The organism is Lactococcus fujiensis JCM 16395, from assembly GCF_002441655.1.
Lineage (GTDB): Bacteria > Bacillota > Bacilli > Lactobacillales > Streptococcaceae > Lactococcus > Lactococcus fujiensis.
Window position 1 is genome coordinate 78,235 of the sequence record NZ_JXJU01000002.1, and the last position, 25,346, is coordinate 103,580.

Consider the following 25,346-nt stretch of genomic DNA (forward strand, 5'->3'; position numbering starts at 1 on the left):
ATAGCCTTAAGGCTATTTTTTTAGTTGGTGATAACGATTGTACCAAATGTCAACATATTCTTTTGAAAAAGGACCTTTTTCGTTATTAATCCAATCCACAAGAATTTTTACATTCTCTTTTAAAATGTAATCTATTTCCTTTGGATAAGACATTTGTTTACGATGACGCTCATATTCTTCAACGTCGAGTAATTTTTTCTCGCCGTCTTTAAAAACTTTAATGTCAAGATCGTAATCAATGTACTTTAATGCTTCGTTATCAAGGATGAAGGGACTCGCTAAATTACAGTAGTAGCTGACGCCTTCCTCACGAATCATAGCAATGATGTTAAACCAAAACTTTTTGTGGAAGTAAACGATTGCAGGTTCGCGCGTAACCCAACGACGTTCGTCGGATTCAGTCACGAGCGTATGATCATTTACGCCAATAATAGAATTTTCATTCGTTTTCAGGACCATCGTGTCACGCCATGTACGATGGAGACTGCCATCATGTTTATAGCTTTGAATCGTGATAAAGTCGCCTTCTTTTGGAATTTTCAAGGCTTTCTCGCTTTCTCAATTCAAAGTTCTCACTCATCATTGTACCACTTTTTTCTTAATTTTAATAGTTCAAATGACATTATTTTCTAATTTATTTCAAATAATGTGAGCGCTGACAAAAACTCTTTTTTCAGGTGAGATTGACGAAATTTAAGCCAAGCAGATTCGTTTTTGATTGCATTGTAACGCTTCCTCAGGTGGTACATTTCTGGGATTTGATAAGTGGGATAGGTATGAAAGAACCGATCTACCATTTGCCATTCATAAGTGTAACCTAAAGGGCGAGCATGATAAATGATGCCCTTAATTTTTCTTGGCTCGTAGCGATGGTGTATGTGCCCAAAAACAACATCGGAAATATTTGGAAACCTCATAAAAATCTCATGGAATCGATCTGAACCCAAGAAAGCATTAAATTTTTCAAACTTTTCGTATCGCGTATTTATGATAAATTGATGATGTGGTACAAAGTGCATACTCACTATAATCCGTTTTGCATGTGTCAAGCCTGACAATACGTCATTGAGCTGCTGACAGATTTTTTCAGTTGTCAGAATATCGTCCAACGCACGATGGATTTTTCGGTCAAAATAAAAATTTTTCTTAAAGTTTTCCAATTTTTTCTGGCTCATTTTACCCTTTAAAAAAGAATAGTCATACCATCCAGCAAAACTGACGAACGCGGTTTGTCCAAACCAAAAAATCTGAAAATCATTCGCTTCGATTTCATTCTCAGTTAGTCCTACCATATCGTGGTTACCCAAATTTGAAGTAACCACAATTCCTGTTTCTGCTGACAACTCAACAAGATAGGGCACGGTTAGGCCATAGAAGTCATTGGACATATCCCCGGCAAAGTGGAGGTGGGTAACTTTTTCCTTGAGTAAAATTTTCTTAAAGAGGTCTAATTCTGGGGGGGTGAACTGATTAATATCCATGTGGAAATCAGAAATTATTGCAAGTTTTTGTGAATCATTCATAAAAAAATTATAACTGTTTCATGGAATTATAACAAGCTATTCAATTCTAGTTTAGATAAACTAGAGCAATTCATTTTGTCAGATAAAATGATAAAATAGGGACATGAATAATCTTAAAGCAGCCATTCAAGAATTGGCACGGGAATTAAATATTCAAAAAATCGGCTTTACCACGGCAGATAATTTCGAATACTTGCGCAAATCATTGGTTGAACAGAAAGAAGCTGGGCACACCAGTGGTTTTGAACATCAAAATTTGGACGAGCGTTTGCATCCAAAACTAGCTGTCGAAGATGCCAAAACTATTATCTCAATCGCTATTGCATACCCTAATAAGCCCTTGGGGCGTCCCGAAAAGACAGAATATCGGCGGGGCCAATTTTCACGTGGGTCTTGGGGAGAAGATTATCATGATGTCTTAGGCCGTAAACTAGATGCTCTAGCCAGAGGAATTGAAAAAATTGCTGGTGACTTTAACTATAAGGCAATGGTTGATACAGGAGCCCTTGTCGATGTTGCAGTAGCTGCACGAAGCGGTATCGGTTTTATTGGAAAAAACGGATTACTCATCAGTAAAGAATATGGCTCATGGATGTTTCTGGGTGAACTAGTCACCAATTTGGAAATTGAACCCGATCAACCAGTTGATTACGGCTGTGGGGAATGTACCCGCTGTGTTGACTTTTGTCCAACAAAAGCTTTGCTTGGAGATGGACGCCTTAATGCTCAACGTTGTTTGAGTTATCAAACACAGGCCAAAGGAAAAATGCCAGAAGAATATCGCGACAAAATCAAAACAGTGATTTATGGTTGTGATATTTGTCAAATGGTTTGCCCTTATAATAAAGGAATTGATAGTCATTTTCATCCTGAAATGGAACCCGACCCTGAATTGACTAACCCAGAATTGCTCCCCCTCCTTGATTTATCAAATAAGCAATTTGTTAATAAATTTGGCGCAATGGCAGGTTCTTGGAGAGGAAAAAATCCAATTCAGCGCAATGCCGTTTATGCGCTAGCCAATGCAAATGATAAATCGGCACTCCCAAAACTTAAAGAAATTGTGGAGCAAGACGTCAGAGAATATATGGTCGATGCAGCAGAATGGGCTATTGAACGATTAGAAAATGGCAAAAAAAGAATTCGTCCACGGAAATAAGAATCGTTATACGAAGCCCATCAATCTGTTTAAGTAAAGCTTGTTTTTTACTATTTTTATTAAAAAAACCTTCTAAGAAAATAAAGCATCAGGTTCGAAAAAACACCTTATACAAAGACAGTAGCGCGTTAATCTACTGTCTTTTTTAGTCATAATATGGTAAAATGGAGTTTATGGAACTATCTGAAATTAGAAATCTATTGGAAAAACATCATCAAAAAGTAGAGGATTTCCGCAATGCTTTGGACCTTGATCGGCTCGAAGAAGAAATCGCTCTTTTTGACAATGATATGGCCGATCCCAATTTTTGGAATGACTCAACTGCAGCTCAAAAAGTAATCGATGAATCAAACATCTTGAAAGCAAAATACGACAATTTTATGCACATGTCTGACCTTTATGAAGAGGCTGAAGCCATGCTTGAAATGCTTCAAGAAGAACCAGATGAAGAAATGCAAGAAGAACTTGAAGCAAATGTCGTTGAACTTGAAGAAGTCATCGAGAAATACGAACTTGAAATTTTGCTCAATCAACCTTATGACCACATGAATGCCATTGTGGAAATTCATCCAGGTTCTGGTGGAACAGAGGCACAGGACTGGGGATCAATGCTGATGCGGATGTATACACGTTGGGGTGAAGCACATGGATATAAAGTTGAAATCTTGGATTATCAGGACGGCGACGTTGCTGGTCTCAAATCGGTAACAATTCGCTTCAATGGTCACAATGCCTACGGCTTTTTACGTGGTGAAAAAGGCGTTCACCGTTTGGTTCGAATTTCTCCTTTTGATTCGGCAAACCGTCGTCATACCTCATTTACATCGGTTGATGTCATGCCTGAATTGGATAAGACTATCGAAGTCAACATTAGCAAGTCAGACCTCAAACGGGATGTCTTTCACGCTGGTGGAGCAGGTGGACAAAACGTCAATAAGGTAACCACAGGGGTTCGTTATACGCATATTCCAACAGGAATTGTCGTTCAATCAACTATTGACCGGACACAATACGGAAATGATGAAATTGCCCTTAATATGTTAAAATCTAAATTGGTTCAACTTGAAATGGACAAAAAACAAGCCGAAGTTGATGAATTACGTGGAGACCAATCAGAAATTTCTTGGGGAAGTCAAATACGTTCCTACGTTTTCATGCCTTATCAATTAGTTAAAGATACCAGAACTGGCTTTGAATCTGGTCAGATTGATAATGTGATGGATGGTGATATTGACGGCTTCATCAATGCATATTTGCGTTGGAAAACACTCTAATGTGTGTGAATTCAAGTGCAGAATGAAACACTTCTTTAACTAAATTGTTATAATAAAGAAATCAGTGATATGAATTGACTTACTTTATCGCTGCTTTTTTGATATAATTGTAACGTCCGTACTCAGCGAAGTATGGAGAATTTAGAGTAAACTCGACGAGTTTGCAAACGAATAAAACATTTTACTTGTCCCATTATTGATGGGAATGAGTAAAAATATTTGCATAGGAAAGGTACTCATGAGTATTATTAAACTAAGCAATGTGACAAAAAAATATTCAAATGGAACGACCGCTTTACGTAATATTTCCCTCGAAATTGAACCGGGTGAATTTACGTATATTGTTGGTCCATCTGGAGCTGGTAAATCAACTTTTATCAAGTTGCTTTACCGCGAACTGAAGATTGATAAAGGTTCAGGTCACGTTGCAAAATATGATTTAAGCAAGCTGAAAGGGCGCGAAGTTCCAATGCTTCGGCGTTCTGTCGGAGTTGTTTTCCAAGACTATAAATTGTTGCCTAAAAAGACAGTATTTGAAAATATTGCTTACGCAATGGAAGTTATTGGAAAAAATCCACGCGAAATCAAAAAACGGGTCAGTGAAGTTCTCGATTTGGTCGGTTTAAAACACAAAATTCGTTCGTTCCCTAATGAACTCTCGGGTGGGGAACAACAACGTGTAGCAATTGCTCGTTCAATTGCTAATGCCCCTAAAGTCCTAATTGCCGATGAACCAACTGGTAATTTGGACCCAGAAAATTCTTGGGAAATTATGAATTTGCTCGAAAAGATTAATCTTCAAGGCACAACGATTCTCATGGCAACACACAATAGCCAAATCGTAAATACGTTGAAACACCGTGTTATTGCGATTGAAAATGGACGTATTGTTCGTGACCAAGAGGAAGGAGATTATGGCTATGATGATTAGAAATTTCTTTAGACATATCGGTGAATCTCTTAAGAACATAAAACGTAACGGCTGGATGACCATTGCTGCCGTTTCATCAGTTATGATTACACTTGTCCTTGTTGGTGCATTTTTGTCAATTATCATGAATGTATCAAAATTGGCTACAGATATAGAAAATAATGTCCGTATCGTGGCATACATGAATTTGGACGTACACGACCAGGAACAAAAGGTGACTGATCCAAAAGATTCTTCCAAGCAGATAACGAATGCCGATTATAAAAAAGTTTATAACCAGTTGACGAAATTGTCGGATGTGAAGACCATTAAATTTTCTAGTAAGCAAGAACAATTGAATCAATTAACTGAATCGATTCCAACTTATAAATTATTTAAAGGGGATGCTAATCCGCTTTATGATGCCTACATCATCGAAGCAGATTCTCCAAACAAAGTTAAATCCATTGCGGCTCAAGTTCAAAAAATTTCTAGCATAAACAAAGTCAATTATGGTGGTTCAAGCACGACCAAAATCTTTGCTTTTGCAAAATCTATTCGACTTTGGGGAATTGGTTTGGCTGCACTTTTGCTTTTCATGGCTATCTTTTTGATCCAGAATACCATTCGTATTACGATCATGTCCCGTCAACGTGAGATTCAAATTATGCGTCTGGTTGGGGCTAAGAACGGCTATATTCGTTGGCCATTCTTCCTTGAAGGTGCATGGGTTGGCCTATTGGGTTCAATCATACCAAGTCTCTTGTTAGCATGGGGTTATAAAATTGCTTATAACAGCTTGCTTCCAAGTCTTCGACCACAACAATTGTACCTTTACTCACCAAGTTCATTTATTCCTCAAATTACAGGAATTATGGTTGTCATTGGTGTCTTGATTGGTTCATTTGGAGCCTTGCTCTCGATGCGCCGATTCTTGAGAATATAAAAGAAAAAAGCTTGCCTAGCGAGCTTTTTTTGTAATAAAAAAATCTCCTTTGGGAGATTTTTTATTAAATATTATAGTCATCATCTGACATTGATTCAACTTCGCCGAGGAGATAGGAGTTTCCAACTTGACTGAAGAAATCGTGATTTGATGAAGAAGTAGAGATTCCATTCATCACGACAGGATTAACGTCTGCGGCCGTATCTGGAAAGAGCGGATCTTGACCTAAATTCATCAATGCTTTGTTAGCGTTATAGCGGAGGAAAGTTTTGACTTCCTCGGTCCAACCGATTTCATCATAGAGCAATTCAGCATAGCGTTCTTCATTTTCGTACAATTCATAAAGTAAATCATACATCCAACTTCTAAACTCGTCTTGTTCAGCTTCTGAAAGTTCGTTGAACCCGAGTTGGAACTTATATCCAATGTAAGTGCCATGGACTGACTCATCACGTAAAATCAATTTAATGATTTCGGCTGCATTAATCATTTTGTTGTTTCCGAGGTACCAAAGCGGTGTGTAAAAACCAGAGTAGAAAAGGAAGCTTTCCAAGAAAACAGAAGCCACTTTTTTTTGCAAGGGTGTGCCATCTTGGTAGTAATGGTTGAGGATTTCAGCTTTTTTCTGCATGTATTCATTGTTATCAACCCAGTCAAACAGCTCGTCAATTTCGGCTTTTGAAAGCAGAGTTGAAAAGACGGTTGAATATGACTTCGCATGTACTGATTCCATGAAGATAATGTTGTTGAAACACGCACGTTCTTGCATGGTTCGTGCATCGTCAAGCATAGCCACATTTCCGTCTTGAGATTGAAGTGTATCAAGTAAGGTTAAGCCTGCAAAGACTTTGCTGTAAGTGTGGCGTTCCAAATCAGTCAATTTACCGCGCCAGTCATCAAGGTCATTTGAGACAGGAACACGTGTATCCAGCCAAAATTGGCTCGTTAATTTTTCCCAAGTGTATTTGTCAATGGAATCTTCAATTGAATTCCAGTTAATTGCAGCGTAATTTGCTGCACCACGTTTTGTATCGTAATTCATTAATATTTTCCTTCTCTTTGAAAGGCATCATCTTTTGTCATCGCAAACAAAGATTTACTCAGACTTCTAAGTTAGATGACACATGATTCACATTGATTTGCGCCCACTTCATCTTCGTCATCAGTAAAGGTACGGACGTAATAAATGGTTTTGATCCCTTTTTTGTAAGCATAGTTACGTAAAATAGAAAGGTCACGCGTTGTCATTTTATTCGTTGAAACTTTCCATTCATAGAGGCCTTCAGGCAAGGTAGAACGCATGAAGAGAGTCAATGAGAGACCTTGGTCAACGTGTTCTGTTGCCGCTGCATAAACATCGATTACGGCACGCATATCAGTATCGTAGGCTGATTTGTAGTAAGGAATTGTATCAGTAGCAAGTCCAGCAGCTGGGTAGTAAATTTTTCCAACTTTCTTTTCTTGACGTTCTTCGATACGATTTACAATTGGGTGAATTGAAGAAGAACAATCATTAATGTATGAAATTGAACCATTTGGTGCAACGGCCATTCGATAAGAATTATAAACCCCATTTTCCATTACAGAAGTCTTCAAAGCAGCCCAATCTTCAGGTGTTGGAACTTTGATGTCAGCAAACAAGGCTTTAATTTTATCAGAGGTCACATCAAAATAATCGTGCGTTAGGTATTTGTCAAAGTATGAACCATCCGCATAGGCAGAGCGTTCAAATCCAGCAAAACTTGCATTTTTTTCAATAGCCAATTCATTTGAAGCAACCAAAGTATAGTAGTTCAATAACATGAAATAAACACTCGTGAATTCAACGGCTTCTTTTGAATCATAATGAATATGATTATTGGCAAGGAAACTGTGTAAGCCCATTGCACCAAGTCCTATAGCATGCATTTGACCATTTCCCTTGCGGACTGTTGGTACAGTGTCCAAATTCGTTGTTTCAGAAATGAATGTCAAGGCGCGAACCATTGATTCAATAGATGTTCCAAAATCAGCACCAGATGTCATCATGTTCATGATGTTTGTTGAACCCAAGTTGCAGGCAACGTCTGTTCCGAGGACTTCATAAGTTTGGTCATCACTGAGGACTGAAGGCGTTTGAACTTGTAAAATTTCAGAACACAGGTTTGACATAGAAATAATACCATCTACAGGATTGGCTTTATTCGCTGTATCAATATTGATGACATAAGGATAACCAGATTCTTGTTGAAGTTTTGAAATTTCTTGTTCAACTGTACGAGCATCCAATTTTTTCTTACGAATCTTTGGATTAGCCACCATATTGTCGTATTCAGCGGTAATATCCACTTCAACATAGGGTTTGTTATAAACACGTTCTACAGTATAAGGTTCGAAGGTGTACATGGGTTCGCCTTTACGAACCAATTCGTAAAATTTATCAGGTACGGTTACTCCGAGTGACAAAGTTTTTACGCGAATTTTTTCATCCGCATTTTCTTTTTTTGTAGAAAGAAATTCCAAAATGTCGGGGTGGAAAATTGAAAGGTAAACGACACCTGCCCCTTGACGTTGCCCCAATTGATTGGCATAGGAAAAAGCATCTTCAAATAATTTCATGACCGGAACGACACCAGCCGCTACACCATCATAACCTTTAATTGGAGCACCAGCTCCACGCAAGTTTGACAAATTAAGGCCAACACCACCACCATTTTTAGAAAGTTGGAGGGCAGAATTAATTGTTCGGCCGATAGAATTCATATCATCTGAAATCTGTAACAAGAAACATGAAACAAATTCACCACGACGTTGACGACCAGCATTCAAGAATGTAGGTGTTGCAGGTTGGTAGCGGCGGTTGATCATTGAAAAAGCTAGATCGCGCGCTAAATTCTCGCTGCCATCTGCCATGTACAAGGCATTCATCAAAACCCGATCTTCAAAATCTTCAAGGTACATTTCGCCTTCGTTGTCTTTCATCGCATACTGATTGTAAAATTTGTATGCCGCCATGAAAGAATCAAAACGGAAGCCAAAAGCACCCAGCTCTTTGCGTAATCCCGTGATAAATTCTGGACTGTATTTACGGATAAAAGCTTCTTCAAGATAGGTATTTTCAAGTAACCATTCGATTTTGTCCATGTAAGTTTCCGCATGAAAACTGTTAGGTCGTACGTTTTCTTTAAAAAAGGCTTTGATTGCCTCACGGTCTTTTGCTAATGGAATTGAGCCATTAACGGGAATATTTATTTCGTTATTGAGTTCGAAATAAGTGACATCATTAAGTTCTTTGAGAGACATAGCTGCCTTTCTATCTATGTGAAATTATTTTCTAATTCATTTAGAAAATGCACTAGGAGAGCCGAAATCTATGCTCTCCTAGAATAATATTGTTCCAATGTTCGGACTTCATGGATTAATGCGGTGAAGTTCTAATTTTTGCTCCGGCATCCAATTTTTGAATTAGTGTTTGCACAAATTCGACATCCTTTGGAGTGCCATTAAATTCAAAATCATATAATATAGGAATTTGATATTTAGCGGATAATTCTTTAGCAGTATAAATGTAGATGCCTGCAAAATTTTTATTGCCTGTGCCAATGATACCTTTACAGAAAGCGGCATTTAAGCCCCATGCCATAAACTCAAAGACAGGATCGACGACGTCTTGACTCTGTCTAACAGTGGGGGTCTCTTCAGCATATGATGGTGTGATGAGAAGAAACGGTTCTGTTAGCTCAATGTCGGGTTCGTCAGCCGTAATTTCGACGGCAGTTACATTTTGAAGTTTGCTTATAAAGCGACGGGTTTGGCCCGTAAGACTAAAATAAACAATTTTCATAATTAAACCAATTTAGCGAGTTCGGAAGGACGGAAACCTGAAAAAGAAATTTCGTCTTTTTTGATAACCGGTGCTGCACGGTATCCCATGTCTAAAACAGTTTGGATAAATTCGGGTTTTTCATCAATGTTAATTTCATCAAATTCAACATCATGTTCATTTAACCATTTTTTTACCATTTTGCATTGCATGCAATTGTTTTTTGAATAAACAGTGACCATAAGTTCCTCCAGAAATAATTAATGTGATTTATTGTTAATGCGCATCCGGTAGTTTTATCTATCCTAAGATAAAAACATCTGGCGTGACCTCATGCGTTGGAGTCTAAAATAAGGGGCGACAGTTTCGGCGTATGTAAAATAAATTGTACTTTTATTTTAGTATAAAAAAAAACCTAAGTCAAGGTTTTTTTTCTACATCTAGTGTTTTTTATGTATTATTTTTAATTCAAACACTATATCTTGTGTTGTTTACTAAGGTTTAAGCCCCATGGTACGACACTTTCAACGTGTTTTCTAATGCGTGAAATATTTGAAGCGTGGCGTGAAATGATAATTGTTGCCAGGGCCAAAACAATGAGGGTAAAAATCAAATCGTAATGGTGCAAAATAAAGGAGAAAGCAGGGAAAATAGCAACACCAACAAGTGCGACTATTGCAGCGCTTATGCTTGAAAGTGAAATCATACTAAATAAATAAAGCATAATCACGAAAACGACTACCAAAAGTAACAAGAAGAGTGGATTGTAGCCTAATAAAACCCCAGCCGAAGTTGCCACGGCCTTGCCGCCATGGAAATGATCGAAGATGGAGAAAGTATGTCCCAAAACGGCACATAAACCAAAGACGAGCACCGGGAGAGCAGTATTGTGAAAAAGACTTGGCAGTAAAACGGCGACGGTTCCTTTCAATAAATCAAAGAAGAAGACGACAAGGCCAGCTTTTTTTCCAAGAATTCGGAAGGTATTGGTTGTTCCTGTATTTCCTGAGCCGAACTCATGTAGATTTTTCTTGAAAAAGATTTTGCCAATCCATAATCCGGCAGGAATAGACCCTAATAGGTAGGAAACGATAAGTAAAAGTACTGTTGTCATTTTTTGTCCTAATATCTGCTATCGAAATCACAAAGGTGATGTTGATAGTATTCTAAATTCTAAGTTTGCTCCTAATTATAGCATAAATATTGGAGAAAGCGGTGAAAAATCTTGGATGGTCTCAATCATAATCTTAAATTTCACAAAGTTTAAGGTTTATGACTAAACTTTGTTAATTATAAAAATTAAGAATAAAATGTGAGACAGAATCAATAGGTTCAAACTTGTAAAATGTGGCCGCCACAACCGCTGGAACATTTGCTTCAGATGGCACAGCTAGTGCCACACTAGTTTATACTTTGACGGCTGCTCAATATGCAGGCTTGACTCAAAAAGGAGATACGATTCAATCGCAAGTGACGGGGCTTGATAGGACGGATTCTACGACATTGACCATTGCCCCAACTTTTGCCAACGAAACTGAAACCATCCCACCAATCAATACTCCTATAAAGTTCAATTATCCTGCTAAAACCAATGTGACCAAAAAGGGAGAAACAACCAAGGAAAGGTCAGAAGAGAAATTTTACGCCCCTAAAAATATAACTTCATACAGTCGCGTCTCACACGCTAACCATCACCTCTTGCCAAAAACGGGAACAGCTGATTCGACAGATTTAATCGCAATCGGTACGAGTTTGATTAGCCTTGCAGGAACGGTTTTACTTGGTCGAAAGAGAAAAAGGAGATAGGGACAACAGAACGAAACAAAAAGCGAAACTTTTCCGCTTTTTGTTTCGTTTAATTAATTAAATTCAGACAATAGCTTCATTCAACTAAAAACATACTAAGAAAATAAATTAAACTTACTGGGAAACAGGGACAAACACATCGATAAAGAAAGTTCGATCATTAAGAATACTTAAGTTATCCAATGAGTTACAAATATAGAGAAGAAAGGAGAGAAAGGAGTAGAACTCAGTGGACAATATTTATTGAACTAAATAAGAGAGCTACAATTTTTCATTCGTTTAAAAAGTCTGCTTTGACAAACGTTTTTAAAGAGGTTAAAATAGAAAGGATGATAAATTTTTCCAACTGGTCGAGGCTTTTTGCTTAACGGGTTTGAAATAATCTATGGAGAACTTAATGGTTGTAGATATAAATAATTATGATGATAATGCTATCCAAATCCTTGAAGGATTAGATGCGGTAAGAAAACGTCCGGGTATGTATATTGGATCGACGGATGGAACAGGTTTGCACCATTTAGTCTGGGAAATCGTAGACAATGCAGTTGATGAGGCCTTGTCAGGCTTTGGTTCAAAAATTGCAGTGTCAATCAATAAAGATGGATCTTTGACGGTCGAAGATGAAGGACGTGGGATGCCTGTTGGAATGCATAAAACGGGTAAACCAACAATTGAGGTCATCTTCACGATTCTCCATGCAGGAGGAAAATTTGGCCAAGGAGGCTATAAAACGTCTGGCGGATTACACGGGGTTGGATCTTCTGTGGTCAATGCCCTTTCAGAATGGCTTGAAGTGGAGGTGACGCGTGATGGAGTTGTTTACCGTCAACGTTTCATCAACGGGGGACACCCAGCCACAGGGCTTGAAAAAGTCGGTAAAGCTGCCAAGTCGAAAACGGGAACAAAAGTCACTTTTAAACCAGATCGCACAATTTTTTCGACCGTTGAGTTCAAATATCAAACCATTTATGAGCGGTTGAATGAATCAGCCTTTCTACTGAAAAACGTAACTTTAAGTTTAAATGATGAAAGAAGTAGCGAAAGTGCTGAATTTCATTATGAAAATGGGGTACAAGATTTTGTTGCTTATTTAAATGAAGACAAAGATACATTAACACCGATTCTCGATTTTGAAGGGCAACAAGACGGTTTTGATGTTGAAGTGGCCCTCCAATACAATGATGGTTATTCTGAAAATATTTTGTCCTTTGTCAATAATGTTCGTACGAAAGATGGTGGCTCACACGAGGCTGGTCTGAAAACAGCATTGACTAAAGCAATGAACGAATATGCACGTCGGGTCGGTTTGTTAAAAGATAAAGATAAAAATCTCGAAGGCTCTGATTATCGTGAGGGATTGACCGCCGTCTTGTCTTTGCTGATTCCTGAGGAACATTTGCAATTTGAGGGCCAAACAAAAGATAAACTGGGTTCTCCCTTAGCCCGACCGATTGTCGATGCTGTCGTTTCTGAGAAACTGACCTATTATTTATTAGAAAATGGCGATTTAGCTCAAAATTTGATACGCAAAGCTTTGAAAGCTCGTGAAGCGCGTGAGGCCGCACGTAAAGCACGCGATGATTCTCGTTCTGGCAAAAAATCGAAGAAGGTTAAAGGATTATTATCCGGAAAATTGACACCTGCGCAGACTAAAAATCCCAATAAAAACGAACTCTATCTGGTCGAAGGAGATTCTGCTGGAGGTTCCGCAAAACAGGGCCGTGATCGGAAGTTTCAAGCCATTCTTCCATTACGCGGTAAAGTAATCAATACTGAAAAAGCCAAAATGCAAGACATTTTGAAAAATGAAGAAATCAATACGATGATCTATACTATTGGTGCTGGTGTCGGTGCTGACTTTACGCTTGAAGACCGAAATTACGACAAAGTGATTATCATGACCGATGCTGATGACGATGGTTCACACATTCAAGTTTTACTTTTGACTTTCTTTTATCGGTATATGAAACCTCTTGTCGAAGCTGGTCACGTCTACATCGCTTTGCCACCACTGTATAAAATGAGTGAGGGCAAAGGAAAAAAAGAAAAAACGGAATATGCATGGACCAATGGCGAATTAGAAGAAATGCGTAAACATTTCGGTCGTGGTGCAACATTACAGCGTTATAAAGGACTTGGAGAAATGAACGCGGACCAATTATGGGAAACGACAATGAATCCTGAAACAAGAACACTCATCCAAGTGACGATTGACGATGCCGCACAGACTGAAAAACGGGTTTCCGTTTTAATGGGAGATAAGGTTCCACCGCGACGTAAATGGATTGAAAATAATGTAAAATTCACATTGGAAGAAGATGGGATTTTTTAGTCTCATTGGCGGCGTTATTTCGTCAGTCCTGACAGAAAAGGAAAAATATGATTCAGAAATATGTTGTTTTTGATTTTGAGACCACTGGTTTATCTGCTCAAAAAAATGAAATTATTCAAATTGGGGCGGTCAAATATGATGAAGAAAATAATGAAATATCCCGTTTCAATCAACTTATTAAGCCTCAGCGCTCTTATGTTTCAGCTGATATTTCACGCCTGACAGGGATTTATAGTCGCGATCTGCTCAATCAACCGGTCATCAATGATGTTTTACCTGACTTTTTAAACTTTATTCAAGGACATTTGCTGGTTGCTCATAATGCACCTTTTGATGTTGGCTTTCTATACCAAGCCATTATTGACTGTCAAATTCGTGATGCGGAGCGATTTGAGGTTTATGATACATTGACTGAGGCTCGCCGTTTAATGAAAGCTAAATCGTATAAATTGGAAAATCTGAAGGATTTTCTGGGAATTTCAGTCCGCAGTCATGATGCTTTGAACGATTGCCTAGTCACTGGATTACTATATCAGCATTTGCAGAAAATTGAACATCCGCAAAAAGCATTGGTTACTAGCGATGAAGCGGAAGATGAACAATTGAGTCTTTTCACAAGTTTTCAAGATGAAGGAATCACAGAAACCCTAAGGCGAAAATTAGGCTTACCTTTAACGAAGGATTTGGTCTATTATAAGCAGGCGACAGATAAAAGCTGGCAGGTACTTGATGTCATCGGAATTTCCATAAGTCAAGAGTATTCAGCTGGTTTCAGCCTTTGCTTGACCTTATTTGACAATGAAAAAGTGAATATACATTCTGATTTCTTTGTCCAAATGCAAAAGAAAAATTTTGTGACCGATATCTCTGAAGTTTTATAAAAATAAGAAAAGAATGCTATTGAATGATTGTTAAAAGAAAAAAATTCGCGGAGCTGAGTCCACTTGAACTATACAAATTGTTACAATTACGACAAGAAGTATTTATTCTTGAACAAGAATGTTTTTATCAAGATTTGGATGATAAAGATCAAGCAGCCGAACATCTGTGGCTGGAAAATGAAGCGGGACAAATTTTGGCTGAATGTCGACTGATTGCAAAAGGTGTGACATTTAATGACGCCGTATCAATTGGTCGAGTGATTACAGCACCCATCGCACGTGGAAAAGGACTTGGGATCGTTATGCTTAAAGAGGCGATTAGCCAATTTGAAATTCAAAATGCTGAACTTGTAAAAATAGAGGCTCAATTTTATGCCAAGGCCTTTTATGAAAAACTAGGCTTTGAACAGATTTCAGATCTCTTTCTAGAGGATAATATTGAACATATTGTTATGCAATTAAAATTGTAATAAGCAACTTAGAAGTTAATGAGAGAAAGTTTAAGATGTCAAATATACAAAAACTTCCATTAGAGGATATTATGGGGGACCGTTTTGGACGATATAGTAAATACATCATTCAAGAGCGGGCCCTTCCTGATATTCGTGATGGCTTAAAACCTGTTCAACGGCGGATACTTTATTCGATGAACAAGGATGGGAATACATTTGATAAGGCTTATCGCAAGTCGGCTAAGTCGGTGGGAAACGTCATGGGGAATTTTCATCCCCATGGTGATTCTTCGATCTATGAGGCCATGATTCGACTGAGTCAAGATTGGAAAATGAGTGAACCTTTAATCGAAATGCATGGGAATAATGGGTCAATGGATGGCGATAGTCCCGCCGCCATGCGTTATACAGAAGCTCGATTGGCAGAGATTGCTGGCTATCTCTTAGCAGATATTGAAAAAGAGACCGTCACTACAGCATGGAATTTTGACGATACCGAAAAAGAACCAACTGTATTGCCGGCAAGTTTCCCCAACCTATTGGTTAATGGTTCAACGGGGATTTCAGCTGGATATGCCACGGATATCCCCACGCATAATTTAGCTGAAGTCATTGATGCGACCATTTATCTGATTGATCATGAAAATGCATCTTTGGAGAAATTGATGCAATATTTGCCAGGACCAGATTTTCCGACTGGTGCAATCATTCAAGGGAAAGACGAAATTCGTAAAGCCTACGAAACGGGAAAAGGACGGATTGTTGTTCGTTCTCGCGTCACTATAGAAACTCTTAAAGGAGGTCGCGAACAATTAGTGGTCACCGAAATTCCTTACGAAATTAATAAGGCGAACCTCGTAAAGAAAATTGACGATGTTCGACTAAATGCAAAAGTGCCAGGAATATCAGAAGTTCGTGACGAGTCCGATCGAGAAGGCTTGCGGATAGCCATTGACCTTAAAAAAGAAGCAGACAGCAAATTGGTTTTAAACTACCTTTTCAAAAATACGGATTTACAAGTCAATTATAATTTTAATATGGTCGCCATAGATAATATGACACCGCGCCAAGTCGGGGTATTACCGATATTAACTGCCTATGTCAGACACCGTGAAGAAGTCATTGTGAAACGCTCCAAATTTGACTTGACCAAAGCTGAAAAACGGCTACACATTGTGCTCGGACTGATTCGGATGGTCTCTCTTTTGGATGATGTTGTTGCAACAATCCGTGCATCGGAAAACAAGTCAGATGCCAAAGAAAATATCAAAGTAAGTTTTGACTTTACAGAAGAACAAGCTGAAGCCATCGTGACTTTGCAACTCTACCGCTTGACCAACACTGATATTGTTACTTTGGAAAATGAGCGGGACACACTAAACGAGCAGATTCTTGAATTAAATGCCGTTATTAATGACGAAAAAACGCTTTATAATTTGATGAAACGTGAATTGCGTGAGGTCAAGAAAAAATTTGGTAAACCAAGAAAAACTGAACTTCAAGCAGAAGTTGAAACCATCGAAATCGAGGCTCACGAATTAATTCTCGAAGAAGATACAGTCGTTTCCGTGACCAAAGCTGGTTATATCAAGCGAACATCGCCACGTTCTTTTGCGTCCTCACAAGTGGATGAAATTGGCAAACGTGATGATGATGCACTACTTTTTTATGGATCGGCCAAAACGACAGCGCATTTATTGATTTTTACCAATTTAGGAAATGTCATATATCGCCCCATCCATGAACTAACGGACACACGATGGAAGGATTTAGGGGAACATCTTTCTCAGTCATTGAATAATTTTAAGGCGGATGAAGAAATCATTGACGTGGAAGTGATTGAGGAATTTAAGGATCAAAATTTCCTCGTCGTCACAAAAAGAGGTCAAATTAAACAAATTGAACTGACAAGCTTTAGTCCGTGGCGAACTTATCGGACAAAATCTATGCCGTATGTCAAGCTTAAAATGGATGATGATGAGGTCATTTTTATTAAGCCTGTTTCATTTAACGAAGTCATGCTCATCAGCGAAAACGGATATGCTTTGCGTTTAAATTTGGATGAAATTGCGCTTGCCAGTCCAAAATCCGCAGGGTTCAAAGCCATGACGCTTAAAGAAGGAGATAAGCTTAAGTCGGCCTTTTTCACTAACTCAAACAGTTGGTACCTCTTAACGCAACGTGGCTTCATCAAACGTGTAAAAACCGAAGCTGTTCCATTAGCTGACCGTGCAAGTCGGGGGACCTTAGTCTTACGCCCGCTCAAAAATAATAACCACACTGTCTTTGCAGCTGGACGTGTTTATCAAACAAGAACAGACTTGTCGGCAGCAAGTGAAGAAGTCAATTTGTTGAGTGATATTTTAAACATTGACCAAGAGAAAATCACACAAATTTTATCAGTCATTAGTGATAAAAACAAAACGATTGAATTGGACTTGATGAGTCTGAATTTATCCGACAAAACAAGCAATGGACACCCAATTGACGATGAAATAGATCGGGTTCTTTCATGCTCAACTACAGATTAAATAAAAAACTTTCTTTTAAAAGAGAGTTTTTTATTTCGTTTCAAGAAATATTATTTCACGTATTAGGAGCTAATTCTATAATTCTGAAACATAAATACATCAAATTGTCATTTAAATTTAATGAAATAATATTTCTTAATGTGATAAAATAAAATCATAAATAAGAAATAATATTTAAGAAGGAGGAGAGATGGTTAACATAGATAATCTGATGACCGAAAAAAACAATCAAAACTCCAAACACCTTGATCAAATGAGTCTTCTTGAAAGCATTCAGGCCATGAATCTCGAGGACCAAAAGGTCGCACTGGCCGTGAAAAATGAGATTCCTACAATTGAAAAGGCGATTGAACTTGTAATTCATTCCTTAAAGGGGGGAGGCCGTTTAATTTATGTTGGGGCTGGGACGAGTGGTCGCTTGGGTATTCTGGATGCCGCAGAGTGTGTTCCAACATTTGGAATAGATTCTGATCAAGTGGTTGGGCTTATTGCTGGTGGATCAAATGCAATCATTAATGCGATAGAGGGGGCTGAAGATAGTGTTGAACTAGGGAAAATTGATTTGCAGAAAATAAATTTGAAAGCGAACGATACTGTCTTAGGTATTGCAGCAAGCGGTCGTACACCTTATGTTATAGGGGCATTAGATTACGCTAATCAAATTGGTGCTCACACGATAAGTTTGTCATGTAATAAGGGGGCGCAACTAAGTCATTCCGCAAAAGTAGCGATTGAAGTTGAATCGGGTCCTGAATTTCTGACAGGCTCAACGAGATTGAAAGCCGGGACGGCTCAAAAAATGGTTCTAAACATGATTTCGACCTTGTCAATGGTTGGGATTGGGAAAGTTTATAAAAACCTCATGGTTGACTTAAAACCTACAAATGAGAAATTAATTGAACGCAGTAAGCATATTATTATGCAAGCGACTGATTGTAATTATGATGTTGCGACACAAAATTTCTATGCAGCCAATGAAAATGTTAAAGTTGCAATTGTGATGATACTTACTGAAAAGACCAAAGCGGAGGCAGAAGAACTTCTGAATCAAACGAGAGGATTTATACGCCCAGCTATTACTAAGCAATAATGGAATGAGCTTAGTCTATTTAATTAAATCTAATAAATTATTAAAGGAGCGCATATGAACGCGATTATTCATTTCCTAGAGAAGTACTTGCAAGGTCCAATGGCAAAACTATCTCAACAACGTCACTTACAGGCAATTCGAAATGGTGTTGTTTCTGCATTACCATTTATTATTGTCGGTTCGATCTTCTTGATTATTGCGATGCCACCAGTTCCAGCAACTTGGGGAATTGCCAAATGGGCAGCTGCAAACATCACTCAAATTATGATTCCGTACCGTTTGACCATGTATATCATGACCATTTATATGACCTTTGGTATTGGGTATAATCTGGCTAAATCCTATAAAATAGATGCGCTTGCTGCGGGGCAACTTTCTGTTGCTGCTTTCTTGATGACGATTACTCCGATTGCTGATCCTAAATTGGGACAAATTTTACCAATGGCTAATCTTGGTGGTCAAGGATTATTCATGGGGATTATTACGAGTTTCTTCGCCGTTGAAGTATTACGCTTTTGTAAAGAAAAGAATTTTACAATTAAAATGCCAGAAGCAGCACCACCATTTGTTTCTCGACCTTTTGAAGCATTGATTCCAGTTGTAATTGTCATCGGAGTAATGGCACTCATTACAGTTGTCTTTAAAATCGATTTGAATGCCTTAATGATGCATTTATTTGCTCCAATCATTAAAGCAGGAAATACACCTTGGGGAATAATGATTCCAATTTTCTTAAATGGATTTCTTTGGGCTTTTGGTGTTCACGGTGCGGCGGTTGTTGGAGCAATTGCAACTCCAATTTGGCAAGTATATGTACAAGAAAATGCTGCTGCAGTAGCTGACGGTAAACCAATGCCAAATATCGCTCCTGAAACTTTTTATCAATGGTTCGTTTATATTGGTGGCTCAGGAGTTACACTCGGATTGCTTATTGCAATATTCATTGTTGCCAAATCAAAATTTGCGAAATCCATTGCAAAATTAGGTTTTATCCCGGGACTTTTCAATATTAATGAACCTGTTATGTTTGGTGCTCCTGTAGTTTTGAATCCCTTGTTAATTATTCCATTCATCATTAACCCTATGATTGGTGGACTTATGGCATATGGTGCGACGTCTCTTGGATGGGTAGGCAAGACTTATGTCACAGTTCCATGGACGATGCCAGCACCAATTGGAGCATTTTTATCAACAGGTGGAGACTGGCGTGCAATCATATTAGTATTAGTCAACTTGGCAATTGCTACAGTGATCTATATACCATTTGTTAAGATGTGGGACCAAAAATTGGTACAGCAAGAAGCTGGAGAAGATGTTACTGAAGAAGATGCATAATTTGATAAGACGGTGCTGAAATTCAGTACTGTCTTTCTTTTGGAGGGAACTAATATGAGTATTGCAGTAGGATTAATGTCAGGAACATCACTTGATGGTGTTGATGCTGCTCTTGTTGAAATAAAAGGTGAAGGAGAGACATTACAAGTAGAATTAATCGATTTTATTTGTTTGGCCTATGATGAAGGACTGAAAGATGAAATAAGAGATTGCATTGCTCTTGAAAAGTCAAATGTACAAAAAATTTGTAGTTTGAATTTTAAATTGGGGATGAAATTTGCGGATGCGGTAATTGAGGTTTGTCAAAAAGGAAAGATGCCCATTGGTTCAGTTGATTTTATTGGCTCCCACGGGCAAACAATTTGGCATCAACCAAAACAAGAAGCCAATCTTGTTTCTTCAACACTTCAAATAGGCGAACCATCTGTAGTCGCGTTTCGAACGGGAATAAAAGTCGTTTCCAATTTCCGAGTAATGGACGTGGCTGCAGGCGGACAAGGGGCCCCATTAGTCCCTTATTCGGAATGGTTACTTTATCGGGATCAAAATAAGAATCGGGTTTTTCAAAATATTGGTGGGATTGGCAATCTAACTTATCTCCCCAAAAATGGTCAACCAAACGAGATTCAAGCATTTGATACCGGGCCTGGAAATATGATTATTGATTATGCCTGTCAAAAACTCTTTGGTTTACAATTTGACGAGGACGGAAAAATTGCAGCAAGTGGAAAAATTAATCAAGACATGTTGAAAGAATGCATGTCGCACCCCTTTTTATTAAAAAATCCGCCAAAAACTACGGGACGAGAAGAATTTGGAGCACCATATGTTGACGGACTTCTGAAGAAATTTTCGAGCATACCCAAGGCCGATTTTATTAGAACAGTGACTATGTTCACTGCTCAATCAATAGTAGAAGCATATAAAGGATTCATTTTGCCAAAATCTGATATTGATCAAATCATCATTGGAGGAGGCGGAGCATATAATAAAGCACTCATAAAAATGATACAAAATGAATTAGGTACAGACATTGAGGTGATGACTCAAGAAGAATTAGGCTACTCGTCGGAAGCAAAAGAGGCGATTGCATTCGCTATACTAGCACACGTCACGCTTCATCATTTACCATCAAATCTACCTGGAGTGACGGGTGCTTTAAAACCAGTCATTCTAGGACAAATTACATCAGCATCATAAAAGAAAGAGGAAAAAGATGAGAGAATTAGGAATTTCAATCTACCCAGAACATTCAACGATTGAAAAAGATATGGCTTATATCAAATTGGCACATCAGTATGGATTTACTAAAATCTTTACCTGTTTACTTTCAGTAAATGGAGATAAAGAAGGAATACTTCAGGAATTTAAAACGATTATCTCCTACGCAAAGTCATTAAATTTTGAGGTTACCTTAGATGTTTCACCTCGGGTTTTTGATTCATTAGAGATTTCATATCATGATTTGTCTTTCTTCAATAATATGGGGGCTGATGCCATTCGATTAGATCAAGGATTCACAGGTCAAGAAGAAGCATTGATGACTTATAATCCCTTTGGCTTAAAAATTGAAATTAATATGAGTTCAGCAACTAAATATTTGGATAATTTACTTTCATATCAGCCTGATTTATCGCACCTAACAGGTTGTCATAATTTCTACCCACACCGGTACGCTGCGCTTTCTTATCCCTTTTTCATTGAATGTTCAAAGAAGTTCAAAGCACATGGTTTAAGAACAGCAGCATTTGTCAATTCTCAAGATGCGACTTTTGGTCCTTGGCCAATCATGGAGGGGCTCCCAACACTTGAGATGCATCGGAAACTTCCAATTCAAGTACAGGCCCAACATTTATTTATGACTCAATTAATCGATGTTGTCATTATTGGAAATGCATATGCTTCTGAAAAAGAGTTATCACGATTATCACAAGTTAATGCTTCAATGCCAACATTTGAAGTGGAATTGTATGATACAATAAGTTCAATCGAACGAAAAATCGTATTAGAAGAGCCACATTTTTATCGTGGAGACGTTTCTGACTATTTTATCCGCTCGACTCAATCCAGAGTAAAATATAAAATGGAAGAATTCCCACCAACGAATGTTAGTGAGATTCAACGGGGTGACATTTTAATTGAAAATGAACGATATGGGCAATATAAAGGGGAGTTACAAATTGCCTTGATGGATATGGAGAACTCAGGAAAGACAAATGTTGTCGGACATGTCAGCGAAGACATGCTCTTCTTGATTGATTATCTGAAGCCTTGGCAAAACTTCCAGTTCAAAATAAAGGAATAATAGAAAATTATGGAATATATCATTTCAGTCGATGCCGGAGGAACAAAAACGACGGCTACTTTATATGATTTAAAAGGAAAATCAGTAAAAGTAGTAACGACAGGATTTGGCAATGTGTTAATTAATTTTGAAAAAGCAGTTCAAAATATTAAAATGGCAGTTGACGAGCTTCTTGAAAATCAGAATCTCAAAAATTGTTTAGCTTTAGTTTTGGGAATTGCGGGTGTGACAACGGGCAATATGAAAGAGAGAGTTTTAAGTGAATTTGAAAAATTAACGTGTCTCAAACTCGTGATTAATGATGCTCAACTCGCTCACGCAGCTTTTTTTAAAGGTAATGATGGTCTTTTGACCATCGCGGGTACAGGATCCGTGAGCTTATTGAAAAAAGATCAGCATGAGATATTAACTGGTGGCTGGGGACATTTGCTTGGGGACGAAGGTTCAGGATATTGGATTGCAATAAAGGGAATGAAAGTCGCAATTCTTGAGAATGAAATAGGAGCAGATGATCAGCCTTTTTTACAAGCCTTACTCGATTTTTACCGATTAAATCAAATAGAAGATCTGAAAAAATTGATCTATTCTTCAACTAAAAAAGAAATTGCATCTTTTGCCATTGCGGTTGTAAAATTAGAAAATGATGGGAACACAGAAGCCCATAAAATCCTTTGTGATGCAGGAAATATGTTGGCAGAAATGACTAAGCTCGCCTTAAAAAAAGGAAATGTTGAATCAGAATTTCCGATAGCAGTAATGGGAAGTATTTTATTAAATGTTCCTACGGTAAAAGAAAACTTTTGTTTAGCTTTAAATCAAACGGAGAAATGTTTTAATATCATAAATGATGATGTTGCGCCAACCAAAGGGGGATACTATTTAGCCTTAAAAGAGTTACAAAAAAGCTAAAATAATTGTGATATAATAATGAAGACGAAAGACAGAAGGGAGGCCAAATGAATACATTTTTAATCATCAGACAACAATATCCATCATTTAGTCCAGTTGAAAAAAAAATAGCAAACTACATTTTGGATAAAGGCGATGAAGTCCTCACATTAAGTGTGCAGGAAATGTCTAAACGAACACAGACCAGTCCGGCTGCCTTGGTTCGTTTTAGTCGAGCGATTGGACTTGATGGTTTTGCTCAATTAAAACAGAAATTATCAGCCTCTTTGGCCAGCATGGATCACCCAGATGATTTTGAAGAAGTTCAACAAAATGAAGAAGTGGCCTCAATCAAAAGTAAAATACGTACGAGAATGAGCAACATGATTGAGCAGACAAACGATGTTTTAAATGATGAAAGTGTTGAAAAAGCTGCTGCCATGCTTGATCACGCATCGATGATCTTTGTTTATGGTGTTGGTGCATCGAGTTTAGTCGCACAGGATATTTTTCAAAAATTTACCAGAATCGGAAAAAATGTCTTTTTTTCACAAGATTTACATCAGTTTTCATCCTCTTTAGTTGCCTTCAAACGGAATGCTGTTTTTATAGCTATTTCAAATTCAGGAAAAACGAAAGAATTAATTACACTCGCAACAATTGCAGAAAAATTTGATATTCCAGTTATCGCTTTGACGAGTAAGGATAAGTCTCCTCTTGCAATGGCAAGTGAAATTGTCTTGAATTCAACTTCTGGTGATACTTTTGTCATGAGAACGGCTGCAACAATGTCACTGATGGCACAATTATACGTTGTTGATATTTTATTTTATAGCTATCTTTCAAACAATTACAATGAAAGCATTGCTGGGATACAAGCGACTCGAGACATTATAAAAAACCTAGAAGAATAAAAAAGAATCAGAAATAATCTGATCCTTTTTATTTTCCAAACGTGTTTACCAGACGGTCGACACCAGTTTTAATGGTTTCATAAGGCGATGCGAGATTGAGTCGTGCATGCAGCTCTCCTTCCACGCCAAATGAGCTTCCTTTATTGAGCATAACCTTTGCATCCTTAATTAATATCTGATGAAGTTGAGTATCAGTTAGGCCATAGGAGGAGAAATCTAGCCAAACTAAATAGGTTCCTTGAGGCTTCATTATTTTAATGGCTGTTTTATGGGTCAGTTCAGCCATAAGGTAGGATAAGTTGATTTGAATTTGCGCTTTCAAGGCACTCAACCAGGGTGTCCCATAACGGAAGGCAGTTTCAGTCATCATTAATCCTAGACTGTTGATTTCATGCTGATTATTTACCAAACGTTGATGCAAATATTTTTTTCTTAGGTCAAGATTTTCGATGATAGCAAACGCGCATTTTGTTCCTGCTAAATTAAATGTTTTTGTGGCAGAAGAAATGATAATGGCAAAATTCTTAAATTCAGGGGAGAGCGTATTGAAAGAGTGCTGTTCAGTGCCGTCCCAAATTAAATCTTGGTGAATTTCATCAGCGATTAAAAGCACATGGTACTTTTGACAGAGTTTTCCAATTTTGAATAATTCATCTTTTGTCCAGACGCGTCCACCAGGGTTGTGCGGGCTACATAAAATGTAAAGTTTAATTTGACCACTTTTAAACAGGTCTTCCATTTCTACAAAATCAAAGAAATAGAGGCCCTCTTTTTCAATGAGTGGGGAGCGAAAGAGTTTTCGTTCATTAAGTTCTATCGTCCTGGCAAAAGGAGGATAAGCGGGGGAATTGATTAGTATGCCGTCATTTTTTTGTGTGAATGACTGTATGGCTAGACCAATTGCTGGCACAACACCTTCGACAAGAATGATGGCTTCTTTATCAAATGTATAGTGATGTTGCTTTTCCTCCCAGTATTGTATGGCATCAAATAAAGTATGTGCGGCATAAGTGTAGCCGTATATTTGCTGATCCGCATAGGAATGAGCAGTCTCTTGTAATTCAGGAAAAGCAACAAAATCCATGTCGGCAATCCATAAAGGTATCAAATCTTGCTCGTCTTCTTGAGCTTTCGTTTTGATGGCATTCGTTTTGGAACGGTCAATTCTAGTCATAAAATCAAATTCGGTCATTTCGTC

Annotated in this window: 23 protein-coding genes; 15 read left to right on the top strand and 8 right to left on the bottom strand. The window is 38.0% G+C overall.

Features of this window, described 5'->3' with window-relative positions; genetic code table 11:
- Positions 1–12: 12 nt before the first annotated feature.
- Together ntdP and RT41_RS02280 are read right to left on the bottom strand one after the other, a co-directional pair.
- The gene (gene ntdP, locus RT41_RS02275; protein WP_096817133.1) at positions 13–543 is read right to left on the bottom strand and encodes a nucleoside tri-diphosphate phosphatase; all 531 of its coding nucleotides are present in this window, start codon (positions 541–543) and stop codon (positions 13–15) included.
- A gap of 86 nt (positions 544–629) precedes the next feature.
- Positions 630–1,523: a metallophosphoesterase gene (locus RT41_RS02280; RefSeq protein WP_096817135.1), complete on the bottom strand. Its 894-nt coding sequence runs from the start codon at positions 1,521–1,523 to the stop codon at positions 630–632.
- Positions 1,524–1,626: 103 nt separating this feature from the next.
- On the opposite strand from RT41_RS02280, the gene queG reads away from it, so the two are divergent.
- The 4 genes from queG to ftsX all read left to right on the top strand — a co-directional run bounded on the left by queG (position 1,627) and on the right by ftsX (position 5,812).
- The gene (gene queG, locus RT41_RS02285; RefSeq protein ID WP_096817137.1) at positions 1,627–2,682 is read left to right on the top strand and encodes a tRNA epoxyqueuosine(34) reductase QueG; all 1,056 of its coding nucleotides are present in this window, start codon (positions 1,627–1,629) and stop codon (positions 2,680–2,682) included.
- A gap of 173 nt (positions 2,683–2,855) precedes the next feature.
- Positions 2,856–3,956 (top strand): peptide chain release factor 2, encoded by a 1,101-nt coding sequence (gene prfB, locus RT41_RS02290; RefSeq protein ID WP_054639247.1) that lies wholly within the window; start codon positions 2,856–2,858, stop codon positions 3,954–3,956.
- A 238-nt stretch (positions 3,957–4,194) separates the two neighbouring features.
- Positions 4,195–4,887, top strand: a complete 693-nt coding sequence (gene ftsE, locus RT41_RS02295) for a cell division ATP-binding protein FtsE (protein WP_096817139.1) — start codon at positions 4,195–4,197, stop codon at positions 4,885–4,887.
- A complete protein-coding gene (gene ftsX, locus RT41_RS02300; RefSeq protein ID WP_096817320.1) occupies positions 4,880–5,812 on the top strand; it encodes a permease-like cell division protein FtsX in 933 nt (310 codons plus the stop codon). Before ftsE ends, ftsX begins: the two co-directional genes overlap by 8 nt.
- A 64-nt stretch (positions 5,813–5,876) precedes the next feature.
- On the opposite strand, the gene nrdF is transcribed toward ftsX, so the two are convergent.
- The 5 genes from nrdF to plsY form a co-directional block, all read right to left on the bottom strand.
- Positions 5,877–6,854, bottom strand: a complete 978-nt coding sequence (gene nrdF, locus RT41_RS02305; protein ID WP_096817141.1) for a class 1b ribonucleoside-diphosphate reductase subunit beta — start codon at positions 6,852–6,854, stop codon at positions 5,877–5,879.
- Between the two features lie 71 nt (positions 6,855–6,925).
- Positions 6,926–9,094: a class 1b ribonucleoside-diphosphate reductase subunit alpha gene (nrdE, locus tag RT41_RS02310; protein ID WP_096817143.1), complete on the bottom strand. Its 2,169-nt coding sequence runs from the start codon at positions 9,092–9,094 to the stop codon at positions 6,926–6,928.
- 115 nt (positions 9,095–9,209) lie between these two features.
- On the bottom strand, positions 9,210–9,635 hold the full coding sequence (nrdI, locus tag RT41_RS02315; RefSeq protein WP_054639246.1) for a class Ib ribonucleoside-diphosphate reductase assembly flavoprotein NrdI: 426 nt from the start codon (positions 9,633–9,635) through the stop codon (positions 9,210–9,212).
- Positions 9,636–9,637: 2 nt separating this feature from the next.
- Positions 9,638–9,856 carry a glutaredoxin-like protein NrdH gene (gene nrdH / locus RT41_RS02320; RefSeq protein WP_096817145.1) on the bottom strand — a complete coding sequence of 73 codons (219 nt, stop codon included), beginning with the start codon at positions 9,854–9,856 and terminating at the stop codon, positions 9,638–9,640.
- Between the two features lie 233 nt (positions 9,857–10,089).
- Positions 10,090–10,728 (bottom strand): glycerol-3-phosphate 1-O-acyltransferase PlsY, encoded by a 639-nt coding sequence (gene plsY / locus RT41_RS02325; protein WP_054639244.1) that lies wholly within the window; start codon positions 10,726–10,728, stop codon positions 10,090–10,092.
- 233 nt (positions 10,729–10,961) lie between these two features.
- Here plsY and RT41_RS02330 point away from each other — a divergent pair, with 233 nt between their 5' ends.
- From RT41_RS02330 to RT41_RS02380, 11 genes are all read left to right on the top strand, one after another.
- Complete coding sequence (locus RT41_RS02330; RefSeq protein ID WP_054639243.1) at positions 10,962–11,420, top strand: LPXTG cell wall anchor domain-containing protein; 459 nt, start codon at positions 10,962–10,964, stop codon at positions 11,418–11,420.
- Between the two features lie 397 nt (positions 11,421–11,817).
- Positions 11,818–13,752, top strand: coding sequence for a DNA topoisomerase IV subunit B (parE, locus tag RT41_RS02335; protein ID WP_096817147.1), 1,935 nt, complete (start codon positions 11,818–11,820; stop codon positions 13,750–13,752).
- Positions 13,753–13,799: 47 nt separating this feature from the next.
- The gene (locus tag RT41_RS02340; RefSeq protein WP_054639242.1) at positions 13,800–14,633 is read left to right on the top strand and encodes a 3'-5' exonuclease; all 834 of its coding nucleotides are present in this window, start codon (positions 13,800–13,802) and stop codon (positions 14,631–14,633) included.
- A 23-nt stretch (positions 14,634–14,656) separates the two neighbouring features.
- The gene (locus tag RT41_RS02345) at positions 14,657–15,103 is read left to right on the top strand and encodes a GNAT family N-acetyltransferase (protein WP_054639241.1); all 447 of its coding nucleotides are present in this window, start codon (positions 14,657–14,659) and stop codon (positions 15,101–15,103) included.
- A 35-nt stretch (positions 15,104–15,138) separates the two neighbouring features.
- Complete coding sequence (parC, locus tag RT41_RS02350; protein ID WP_096817149.1) at positions 15,139–17,616, top strand: DNA topoisomerase IV subunit A; 2,478 nt, start codon at positions 15,139–15,141, stop codon at positions 17,614–17,616.
- Positions 17,617–17,806: 190 nt separating this feature from the next.
- Positions 17,807–18,706 (top strand): N-acetylmuramic acid 6-phosphate etherase, encoded by a 900-nt coding sequence (gene murQ / locus RT41_RS02355; RefSeq protein ID WP_096817151.1) that lies wholly within the window; start codon positions 17,807–17,809, stop codon positions 18,704–18,706.
- A gap of 54 nt (positions 18,707–18,760) precedes the next feature.
- Complete coding sequence (locus tag RT41_RS02360) at positions 18,761–20,041, top strand: PTS sugar transporter subunit IIC (RefSeq protein WP_054639240.1); 1,281 nt, start codon at positions 18,761–18,763, stop codon at positions 20,039–20,041.
- A 54-nt stretch (positions 20,042–20,095) separates the two neighbouring features.
- On the top strand, positions 20,096–21,241 hold the full coding sequence (gene anmK / locus RT41_RS02365; RefSeq protein ID WP_096817153.1) for an anhydro-N-acetylmuramic acid kinase AnmK: 1,146 nt from the start codon (positions 20,096–20,098) through the stop codon (positions 21,239–21,241).
- A gap of 16 nt (positions 21,242–21,257) precedes the next feature.
- Positions 21,258–22,346: a DUF871 domain-containing protein gene (locus RT41_RS02370; RefSeq protein ID WP_096817155.1), complete on the top strand. Its 1,089-nt coding sequence runs from the start codon at positions 21,258–21,260 to the stop codon at positions 22,344–22,346.
- Between the two features lie 9 nt (positions 22,347–22,355).
- Positions 22,356–23,255: a BadF/BadG/BcrA/BcrD ATPase family protein gene (locus RT41_RS02375; RefSeq protein WP_096817157.1), complete on the top strand. Its 900-nt coding sequence runs from the start codon at positions 22,356–22,358 to the stop codon at positions 23,253–23,255.
- Positions 23,256–23,302: 47 nt separating this feature from the next.
- Positions 23,303–24,148 (top strand): MurR/RpiR family transcriptional regulator, encoded by an 846-nt coding sequence (locus RT41_RS02380; RefSeq protein ID WP_096817159.1) that lies wholly within the window; start codon positions 23,303–23,305, stop codon positions 24,146–24,148.
- A 28-nt stretch (positions 24,149–24,176) separates the two neighbouring features.
- On the opposite strand, the gene RT41_RS02385 is transcribed toward RT41_RS02380, so the two are convergent.
- On the bottom strand, positions 24,177–25,340 hold the full coding sequence (locus tag RT41_RS02385; RefSeq protein ID WP_054639237.1) for a MalY/PatB family protein: 1,164 nt from the start codon (positions 25,338–25,340) through the stop codon (positions 24,177–24,179).
- Positions 25,341–25,346 lie beyond the last annotated feature (6 nt).

Bases quoted from the DNA above. Each gene is read 5' to 3' on its own strand.
- murQ (WP_096817151.1), top strand. From the start codon at position 17,807: ATGGTTAACATAGATAATCTGATGACCGAAAAAAACAATCAAAACTCC.
- RT41_RS02375 (WP_096817157.1), top strand. From the start codon at position 22,356: ATGGAATATATCATTTCAGTCGATGCCGGAGGAACAAAAACGACGGCT.
- RT41_RS02280 (WP_096817135.1), bottom strand. From the start codon at position 1,523: ATGAATGATTCACAAAAACTTGCAATAATTTCTGATTTCCACATGGAT.
- queG (WP_096817137.1), top strand. From the start codon at position 1,627: ATGAATAATCTTAAAGCAGCCATTCAAGAATTGGCACGGGAATTAAAT.
- parE (WP_096817147.1), top strand. From the start codon at position 11,818: ATGGTTGTAGATATAAATAATTATGATGATAATGCTATCCAAATCCTT.
- plsY (WP_054639244.1), bottom strand. From the start codon at position 10,728: ATGACAACAGTACTTTTACTTATCGTTTCCTACCTATTAGGGTCTATT.
- RT41_RS02385 (WP_054639237.1), bottom strand. From the start codon at position 25,340: ATGACCGAATTTGATTTTATGACTAGAATTGACCGTTCCAAAACGAAT.
- parC (WP_096817149.1), top strand. From the start codon at position 15,139: ATGTCAAATATACAAAAACTTCCATTAGAGGATATTATGGGGGACCGT.
- ftsE (WP_096817139.1), top strand. From the start codon at position 4,195: ATGAGTATTATTAAACTAAGCAATGTGACAAAAAAATATTCAAATGGA.
- ftsX (WP_096817320.1), top strand. From the start codon at position 4,880: ATGATTAGAAATTTCTTTAGACATATCGGTGAATCTCTTAAGAACATA.
- nrdH (WP_096817145.1), bottom strand. From the start codon at position 9,856: ATGGTCACTGTTTATTCAAAAAACAATTGCATGCAATGCAAAATGGTA.
- prfB (WP_054639247.1), top strand. From the start codon at position 2,856: ATGGAACTATCTGAAATTAGAAATCTATTGGAAAAACATCATCAAAAA.
- RT41_RS02370 (WP_096817155.1), top strand. From the start codon at position 21,258: ATGAGAGAATTAGGAATTTCAATCTACCCAGAACATTCAACGATTGAA.
- RT41_RS02340 (WP_054639242.1), top strand. From the start codon at position 13,800: ATGATTCAGAAATATGTTGTTTTTGATTTTGAGACCACTGGTTTATCT.
- nrdF (WP_096817141.1), bottom strand. From the start codon at position 6,854: ATGAATTACGATACAAAACGTGGTGCAGCAAATTACGCTGCAATTAAC.
- RT41_RS02345 (WP_054639241.1), top strand. From the start codon at position 14,657: ATGATTGTTAAAAGAAAAAAATTCGCGGAGCTGAGTCCACTTGAACTA.
- RT41_RS02360 (WP_054639240.1), top strand. From the start codon at position 18,761: ATGAACGCGATTATTCATTTCCTAGAGAAGTACTTGCAAGGTCCAATG.
- nrdE (WP_096817143.1), bottom strand. From the start codon at position 9,094: ATGTCTCTCAAAGAACTTAATGATGTCACTTATTTCGAACTCAATAAC.
- anmK (WP_096817153.1), top strand. From the start codon at position 20,096: ATGAGTATTGCAGTAGGATTAATGTCAGGAACATCACTTGATGGTGTT.
- nrdI (WP_054639246.1), bottom strand. From the start codon at position 9,635: ATGAAAATTGTTTATTTTAGTCTTACGGGCCAAACCCGTCGCTTTATA.
- RT41_RS02380 (WP_096817159.1), top strand. From the start codon at position 23,303: ATGAATACATTTTTAATCATCAGACAACAATATCCATCATTTAGTCCA.